Raw genomic sequence first — 8,517 nt, 5'->3', positions numbered from 1 at the left:
AGATTGCAGGTCAAGACAAAAACAATTTCCTAATCGAGCGACCGCAGTACAGTGCTTCTTATAATGAGAGTGATAAAGGGGCAAATTGGGTGAGCTGGTACACCAATGAAGCGTGGCTTGGAGATTTGACTCGAAATGACACTTCTAAGAGCTGGAGGATCGATCCGTTTCTCAGGAACGCTGGAATTAACTCAGTCAAATCTTCAGATTACAATCGTGCAGCTCTTTTCGATCGAGGTCATGTAATGGCTAGAGAATTGCGAAACAGAACTCCAAAAGATCAGCTTGCAACTTACTTTACCTCTAATCTTCTTCCTCATGAGAAATTTACTAATGAGAATGAAGAAAATGGAATGTGGAGGAGTCTCGAAGTGTTTAACAAAAGACTCGTCGATAATAAAAACTGGAGTATTTATACGATTGCTGGTGGATTTGGAAGCTTGAATAACAGTTTTCCAAACAACCCTCTTGTGCAGAATGGGGTAAACATTCCTGAAAGTATCTGGCAGGTTAACCTTCTTCTCAAACCCGGTCAAGATCTGGTTGACATCACCGCAGACACAACAGTTATTGGCGTAGTCTTGCCGAACGATCCAGCACGACAAAGTGGTAGTTGGGTGCAGCACACAAAATCGATTGGATACATTGAAGAGAAGACTGGACTGAGCTTACTTTCCAATCTTCCTGAAGAGGTTAGAAATGCACTCAAAGGCAAGGAGTATAGCGGAACCGACAGAGTAGAAGATTTTCCCTCTGCGTCAGCCTAACAGCATAAAATATAAAAAAATTCAACAAGTTCTCGTGTTGAGGGTCGCAATCCCTCAACACGACCTCTCTAATTTCTGACTGTGCCGTCTGGCATGACTGTATTGCAGAAAACAGCATTTCTGCACCACAGATCTTCGTCCCAGCTAGAAGGACTGTCTGTTACACCTAAGTCTGTTACACTTAAGTCAACATCCGTCAGGTTTGCCTCATGCATTAATGGTACGTGAGGATCGAACAATTCTTCCCCTATCTCCTGATAATTTTCATCCTCTTCGTAATAGTAATAGCCGAACTTCGCGCCACGAAGATTGACTCTCGTTAAATTTGTCCCCATGAAGGGAGCTTCGTTCAAATCTGCTTCAATCAAAATCGCATCGGTCATATCGGCTCCACTAAAGTCACATCCGCCTGCATAAACTCGCGTCAAGTTTGCTTCACGTAGATCGACTTCGTCTAACCGAGCGTCAGATATATCTGCATCCGTTAAATTGGCACGACTCAAGTTAGCTCCAGTCGTTTTAGAACTCGCGAGATTGGCTCCTCTGAGGTCTGCCCCCGATAGATCGGCACCTTCTAGATTGGCTTCATAAAAATCAACATTTCTTAGGTCTGTATTTGAAAGGTTGGCATTCCGTAAATTTAGATGATAGCGAGGAGTCCCAATTCCAGAACGAACAGCGTCCCGAAAAATCGCTCCGCTCAGGTTTACTCCAGACAAATCTATTTTTTTAATGCGCCTATCTCCTTTATCTGCTTCAGACTTGTCAAACTCAATCCCTGTAAAGTCTCGCTCTTCCGCTGCATAGCGCTCTAACAATTCCTCAGTCGTCATTTTTCTCGTCATATTTTCCTCCAGTTCAACTCACGCTATATCTAACTAATTATACTTATAGTCACTAACCCCCGACGCTGGCACGAATCCATCGCCGCGATCGAAACGAGCTGGCGACCGACTACGTTATTTACAATTACTCACAACACTTCCGTCAGGCATAATTGTATTAAACAAGTCATAATAACTACGAAGGTATGCAGTAGCATTATATTCATCTAAGAAGGCTCCGGTTAGATTGCAATTGCTGAAACATGACTCAGCTAGCTCGCATCCTCTAAAATTTGCCCCTTCTAAATTAACAGCATCCATATAAACTTCTGCTAACATACCTCCTTCAAAGTTAGCTCGCTTTAGAGAAGAGTTGAAAATCGAGCCATGAAATAAATCTACTATAAAGAGATTCACGTCATTCATCTCAACATTTTCCCAATGGATATCAACCATATTTGCTTCACTAAGATTTACTCCTTGCAAATTTGCTCCTTCTTCAAGAAGTATTTCAGACGACTGTAGCCTAGCCCTATTGAGATTTGCGAACGACAAGTTAACTCCAGTTAGCTCGGTGTCATACAAGTTAGCTCCTCTTAAATCAGAACCCGGGGTCTTCGGAGTTTGTGGTTACAAATGTATAAAACGATACAAAAAATTGAGAACTCGAGAGCCAAAACCTTTGAAATCTCGTAAAGTTAGTTTTTCTGTCACTCTAAACTCCGAAGAGCCGAACCCGAGAGATTTGTCTTCTTAAAACGGGAACCTCTAGGAAAACTTGCATTGCGAAAAATCGCTCCGCTCAGATTTGCTCCCGACAAGTCAATACGGCCTCCCTTAGTATTTTTGAATTGAACCCCCGTAAAATCTCTTTCTCCCGCCGCATACCGCTCTAATAGTTCCTCGGGCGTCATTTCCATTGTCATACCTTCCTCCAGTTCAACTCACGCTGCACCTATCTCAATTATACTGGTAGTCCCCAATTCCCAACGCTGGCACGAATCCATTGCTGCGATCGAAACGAGCTGGCGACCGGAAGGATTGGCCGCCACCCCCGACCCCACCAAACGATCTTCACAAACCGTAACAAAGACAAGAAGAAAGACAGTATTCTTTTAGTTACAAGCAACGGATTCACGACACGCCACTTTCTGACCGAAATTACTCAGAGCAACCCAGCATGACACAAGGGAGTCACACGATGAGAAAATCGAATCGGATGGACGATCGCATTTAGAATCATCTTACATTTCCTCTCCTGCACGAAACCCCCTTCAACGTCCCCACGAACCGGTTCGTACCCGAGAGCGAGTGCGAACACCTCAGCCCGATCGCCACCAGCTTAATATTTGAGAAACAGAGATTCCGCCCGAAATATCGAACGGCGACGAAAAGGACGCTTGCGGCGATGGTGAAAGCCCAGAACGATATCGTTCTGGGGAATCTTGGCGTTTCCACATCCCCCTCAGCGATCGCGAAGTCGAGCGACCCGCACGGTATCCGTAGAGTCAGCGTCGGGAAGATGTCACAATATCCAAGGTCGAGACTTACAAGCGATCGCCAACGGAAGTCAAACCATGGGAGTCGAGTACGATTGGGTTGTCCTCGGAGACAGCACGGCGGGAATGCGAGCAGCATCAGTAGCAGCCGGATGGGGCGCGAGGGTGGCGTTAATTTTACCCCCGCAGTCCGTGTGGGCAGAAGTGCAAACCTCGCAAATCGCGCTCGAACAGTTACAACGCCTCACACGAGAACGAGAGCGATCGCACGCTTGGGGAGTCGCCGCCACCTCCGGAATCGATCGCCATCGGGTTTGGCGAATTTGCCGAGAAATCACCGAAAACTTACAGGCGTTGCGCTCTCCAGCCGGATTAGCCATGCAGGGGATCGACGTCGTCGTCGGCGAGGTGGACTTCCTCACCCAACCCCAACTCACCGCGATCGCCGCAGAACGCAAGTTTCCCTCGCGAGCCTATCTCCTCGCCCCGTCCGCCAAACCCACCATTCCCCCCATTCAAGGCTTAGAAGACACCGCCTACTACGACCTCACCACATTAGAAAAACTCCTCCACAGCGAACTCCCCCCTCGCATCGCCGTCGTCGGAAACGATCCCCACGCCGTCAGCGTCGCTCGCACCTTCGCGTGGTTGGGCGTTGACGTCGCGCTCCTCACCGAAGCGTCCCAGGTTCTCCCCCAGGAAGATCCCCAAATGGCGAGGCTCATACGCGCCCATCTCGAAGCCTGTGGCGTTACCGTCCTGACGCGTACCCCCGTCCTACAAGCCCGTCGCATCCAAGATACCATCTGGCTGCAAGCCGGCGATCGCGCCCTCGAAACCGATGCCGTCGTCGTCGCGGCGGGATGGGAAGCCCAAACCCACGAGATCGACTGGAAAGCCCTGGGGATTCGCCGCCAGGGACATCGCATCCGCACCAACCCGCGACTGCAAACCACGAACCCTCAAATTTACGCCTGTGGCAGCGTTCTCGGCGGCTACAACGACCCCGAACTCGCCCGGTACGAAGGGGATATCGCCACCAAAAACGCCCTCTTTCTGCCCCTGTGGAACGCCGACTATCACACCTTTCCTCGCGTCCTGGCGATCGAACCGCATTTAGCCGCCGTCGGTCTCACCGAACCCCAAGCCAAACGACGGTTGGGCGATCGCCTCGTCGTTCTCACCTGTCCGTTTTACCGCCTCGCCTCCGCCCAACGACAGGACGACCGTTCCGGTTTTGGCAAACTACTCGTCAGCCCCGATGGAAACCTCCTCGGCGCTCATTTTCTCGGCGCTCGCGCCCCCGCTCTCGTAGAGGCGATCGCCCTCTTAATGAGTCAAAACCGCTCGATCGAGGCACTGGCGTCCCTACACTCCCCCGACACTGAAGTATTCAGCTATTTCCTCACCGAATGGCGCGATGTCTGGCGACACCAACATCCCCGCTTGAGAAATCTCCTTCAAGCTTGGTTCGATTGGAGACGGGATTAGGGGAGTGAAGGGGGAAAAGTGAAAAGTGAAGAGTTAAAACATCAGCACTCTGGACTCTCCACTCTGTCCTGAAGAAGCCTCCTCAACTCCTCATCACCTTTCGCGCAATCCAGTACTTACTCATAAAGTGAACCTGAGTTTCGATGTCTGTAAAGCCTGCCTTTTCCAAACGGGCAGTCATGTCGTCTTCGGTGTAGCTTCGATAGTAAGGTTCGTGGAAAATGGTGGGGAAGTTATGGAGTAGCGGCGCGAACTTCGGTTCGTCGTTTTTCTGAATCGAATCGCAGATAACGAACGTACCGCCAGGTTTTAAGACGCGATAACACTGGTCGATAACGTTTTGACGCGCTTGCGGGGGAAGTTCGTGGAACAGGAACACGCAGGTTGCGGCGTGGAAGTAGTCGTCGCGATAGGGTAAGTTTTCCGCGTTGGCTTGGCACAGTTGCGGTAAGGTTCCCGGCAGTTCCGAGAGTTGCTGGTTGGCTTTGCGTAGGTACGCGGGGGACAAATCCGTGCCGTGCAGGGACGCCTTCGGTAAGGTATTTCGTAAAAACCGCAAAGTGCGTCCGGTTCCGGTGGCCACGTCTAACACTCGCTGTTGAGCGGGGCGAACGTCGCTGAAGTGGGTCAGTCCCTGTTTGAGGGGGGCGAGAACGCGGCGTCGCATGGCGTCAGCAGAGCCGTTGAACAGCAGTTCTACCTGAAGATCGTAGAGGTTGGCGGAGAGATCGCTGAGGTAGCCGTCGGTTTGGTGGTGGAAGTTTTGAACGTAGTATTTGGGATAGTCGACCGTGTCGATATCGGAATCGAAGCGTTGGTATTCTTTGCGATCGACCCGTTCCCAAATTTTGGGGAGATCGACCCAGACCAGAGGGTAGTATTGGAAAAAGTCGAGCCAGGGATTGTCGAACAGGATTTCAGTGGGGTACAGACCGCGTTCGGCGTCTTGCCAGTCTTCCTCCTGCAAACGCTCGATGCTGCGCTGTAGGAGTGCGAGAACTTCCGGCGACAGCGGTACGGTGTTGTCTTCTGGCGGCGGTGAGACGAGTTTGGCGATTTGCGTACTGAGCGTTTTATGGGCGACGCCGAAATAACTCTTCCCCTGTTGAAAGGCTTGGTAGGTCAGTTTGGTGAGAGTGTCAGTCATGGCTGCACGATCGAACGAATTGGTAACACATCGTTAAGAATATTAATTAATGTAACAACAGACGCCCGCGAACGACGGTGAAATTTGAAAATCCGGGGTAGAAGTTCGACCCATTGTGAGGCGAGGGGGAGCGATCGCCCGTTCGGAGAGTCCGTTCTCGCAGAGATCCCGAAAAGTCGAAAAGTTTGGTGGCTCGAGTTTGCTACTTTAGAAATAGGACCTGACAGACGTTGGGAGCGATCGCAGTGCCGCCAAATCTAACGCCCACACCAGCCTTCGAGATCGACGACAGCGACGAAGGGGGGCTAGAACTCGGTCAAATTATCGGAGCGTTGCGTCGGCAGTGGTTGTTAATTGTCGGTGCGACGGTATCTGTGGCGGCCGCGGCCACGATGAAAGCCCTAAACGACGTTCCCGTTTACGAGTCCAAATTCGAGATTCTGACGCAACCGATCACGATCGAGAGTAAGGTGATTTCGTCAGTCTCGGAAACGCTGACGAGCCAACAAGACGCCCCGGCTCAAATCGGCGTGGCGCAGTTAGCCGTTCTGAAAAGTCCTCAAGTCATCGACCCGATCGTCGCCGAGCTACAAGCGAAATATCCTCAAACGAACTACGGGGAAATCGTCAGTTCGCTGAAGGTACAACCGGCCGGAGACATCCTCGAGGTGTCGTACGCGCACACCGATAGCGAATTGGTTTCGGACGTATTAAACTTAGTTTCCGATGCGTTTTTGGAATACAGCCTCGAAGAACGACTCAGCGACATTCGCCAGGGGATCGAGTTCGTCGAAGAACAGCTTCCGCAACTGCGCGATCGCGTGGAGCTCCAACAGGAACGCTTACAACGCCTGCGTCAAGAACACAACCTCGTCGATCCCGCCACGAGAGGCGGCCAACTGACCACCCAAGCCGGTAACTTAGAGCAGCAACGGCTCGATATTCAACTGCAACTCGAAGAAGCCAAGGCACTCTACGAAGATTTACAACAAGAGCTGACCAGTCCGGCGATCGAAACAGCGTCGTCGTCGGTATTGAGCGGTAACGCTCGCTATCAAGAACTCCTGTCGCAACTTCAAACCCTCGATCGTGAAATTGCCATCGAGTCGGCGACGTTTTTAGAAGCCAGTCCCGAAATTCAGCGGTTGCAAGAGCAGCGACAGAATTTAATCCCCCTGCTGCGGCGAGAAGGCGAGCGGGTGCTGCGGGAACTCGAAACGCAAATTCGCGAACTGCTCGATCGCGATCGCACGTTGGCGGCAGAAATCGACCGACTCAACGCCGAAATCAAGCAGCTTTCAGGCGTCGCTCGCGAGTACACCGACATTCAACGGGAACTCGACATCGCCACGCAAAATCTCAACGAATTTCTCGCGAAACGGGAAGCCTTTCGCATCGACGCCGCTCAAGAACAAGTTCCCTGGCAACTCATCTCAGAACCCGGAAAACCCCGTCCTTCGTCGGCCAGTGCGAAGAAAAACGCCGTCATGGGGGCAGCGTTGGGACTGTTTTTAGGGATGGGGTTGGCGTTGTTGGTCGATCGCCTGCGAAACGTGATTTATACCAGTAAGGAGGTGAAGTCGATTTCTCGGCTGCCCCTGCTGGGTATTATTCCCCTCGACAAAACCTTGAGTCTCGAAGCGCAACTGTCGAGTGAGGAGAAACGCGACCGACACTGGCGGTTGTCGTCTCCAGCGTTCGAGGCGTTCTGCTCGCTCTATACGAACGTTCGCCTGCTCAATCCCGATACTCCCGTGCGATCGCTGACCGTTTCGTCGCCATCCCTCGGAGACGGAAAATCCACGGTCGCCATTCATTTGGCTCAAGCCGCCGCCGCAATGGGACAGCGGGTGTTGCTGGTGGATACGGACTTGCGCCACCCCAGTTTGCATATCCGGTTGGGACTGGCGAACACGCGCGGACTGACTGATGCGATCGCCGACAGCCACCTCGATGTTTGGGAAGCGATCGAGCAGTCGTCCTTAGAAACGAATCTGTTCGTCCTTCCCGCCGGACCGATTCCGATCGATCCGCCGCGTTTGCTGGCATCTCAGAAAATGCAGGTGTTGATGGAACAGTTACAGTCGGCGTTTGAGTTGGTCGTGTACGATTCGCCGATTGTCTTGGGGTTGTCGGATACTCATTTGTTGGCGGCTCGGACTCAAGGTGTGGTGTTCGTTACGGGTTTGGGACACCTCAAACGTCCGTTTCTCGAGCAGGCGTTAGAGGAGTTGAAAAGTTCGGGAACGCCACTACTCGGCGTCGTAGCCAACCGCGATCGCGAACCACCTTCGGAATCGTCGACCTTCTACAAACGCTATGCAACAGAACGGGTAATCGGCGAACGAACGGAAACTGCTGACGAACGAGAATCTCGTCCAGTTTTGTCGTTTTTGAAAAAAATAAAAGGTGAATAATTTTAGTTCGTCGTGATTCAATTTTGTTATAATTTTAGATAGGCGATCGAAATACTTTTTGAATGTGTTTAGAAGACAGATTTAAAGTGCGTTCTGTATCGATCGTTTTTGAATTGTTTGGCGATAAGTAGGTTTGAAAAATTCACCACAGAGACACAGAGAACACAGAGATTTTTGCCTGTAAATAAAAAACGCTTTGGGTCTTCGGAGTTTGAGGTGATAAGCGGATTTTATATCCGGTCGTCCCCCCTTATACGAAATCCGAATTTCAACACTTCGACTTCGCTCGCTTCGACTCCGCTCGGACTCAAACACTGGTTTTTCCCAAACCGGCAAGTCCCTCTATCCCCCCCAACCATCCCCCCAACCCCC

Annotated in this window: 7 protein-coding genes and 1 pseudogene; 3 read left to right on the top strand and 5 right to left on the bottom strand. The window is 51.2% G+C overall.

Features of this window, described 5'->3' with window-relative positions:
* Positions 1-767 (top strand): DNA/RNA non-specific endonuclease (locus tag GEI7105_RS29325; RefSeq protein WP_017659624.1); only part of this gene is annotated, 767 nt, incomplete at its 5' end.
* A gap of 68 nt (positions 768-835) precedes the next feature.
* Here the strand turns inward: GEI7105_RS29325 and GEI7105_RS29320 are convergent.
* The 4 genes and pseudogenes from GEI7105_RS29320 to GEI7105_RS29310 all read right to left on the bottom strand — a co-directional run bounded on the left by GEI7105_RS29320 (position 836) and on the right by GEI7105_RS29310 (position 2,505).
* On the bottom strand, positions 836-1,600 hold the full coding sequence (locus GEI7105_RS29320; protein WP_245555381.1) for a pentapeptide repeat-containing protein: 765 nt from the start codon (positions 1,598-1,600) through the stop codon (positions 836-838).
* A 126-nt stretch (positions 1,601-1,726) separates the two neighbouring features.
* On the bottom strand, positions 1,727-2,077 hold the full coding sequence (locus GEI7105_RS40380; protein ID WP_342662842.1) for a pentapeptide repeat-containing protein: 351 nt from the start codon (positions 2,075-2,077) through the stop codon (positions 1,727-1,729).
* Between the two features lie 45 nt (positions 2,078-2,122).
* Positions 2,123-2,188: pseudogene (locus tag GEI7105_RS40740) on the bottom strand (pentapeptide repeat-containing protein); the annotation flags it as partial.
* Between the two features lie 113 nt (positions 2,189-2,301).
* On the bottom strand, positions 2,302-2,505 hold the full coding sequence (locus tag GEI7105_RS29310) for a pentapeptide repeat-containing protein (RefSeq protein ID WP_245555446.1): 204 nt from the start codon (positions 2,503-2,505) through the stop codon (positions 2,302-2,304).
* Between the two features lie 531 nt (positions 2,506-3,036).
* On the opposite strand from GEI7105_RS29310, the gene GEI7105_RS0106245 reads away from it, so the two are divergent.
* A complete protein-coding gene (locus GEI7105_RS0106245; RefSeq protein ID WP_144053693.1) occupies positions 3,037-4,581 on the top strand; it encodes an FAD-dependent oxidoreductase in 1,545 nt (514 codons plus the stop codon).
* Positions 4,582-4,663: 82 nt separating this feature from the next.
* Here GEI7105_RS0106245 and GEI7105_RS0106240 read toward each other — a convergent pair whose 3' ends face one another.
* Positions 4,664-5,728, bottom strand: a complete 1,065-nt coding sequence (locus GEI7105_RS0106240; RefSeq protein ID WP_017659619.1) for a class I SAM-dependent methyltransferase — start codon at positions 5,726-5,728, stop codon at positions 4,664-4,666.
* 245 nt (positions 5,729-5,973) lie between these two features.
* Between GEI7105_RS0106240 and GEI7105_RS0106235 the strand changes: the two genes are divergently transcribed.
* Positions 5,974-8,145: a GumC family protein gene (locus GEI7105_RS0106235; protein ID WP_017659618.1), complete on the top strand. Its 2,172-nt coding sequence runs from the start codon at positions 5,974-5,976 to the stop codon at positions 8,143-8,145.
* Positions 8,146-8,517: the final 372 nt, after the last annotated feature.

The organism is Baaleninema simplex PCC 7105, assembly GCF_000332355.1.
GTDB lineage: Bacteria > Cyanobacteriota > Cyanobacteriia > Cyanobacteriales > Geitlerinemataceae > Baaleninema > Baaleninema simplex.
This window is presented reverse-complemented; position numbering and strand designations above follow the sequence as displayed.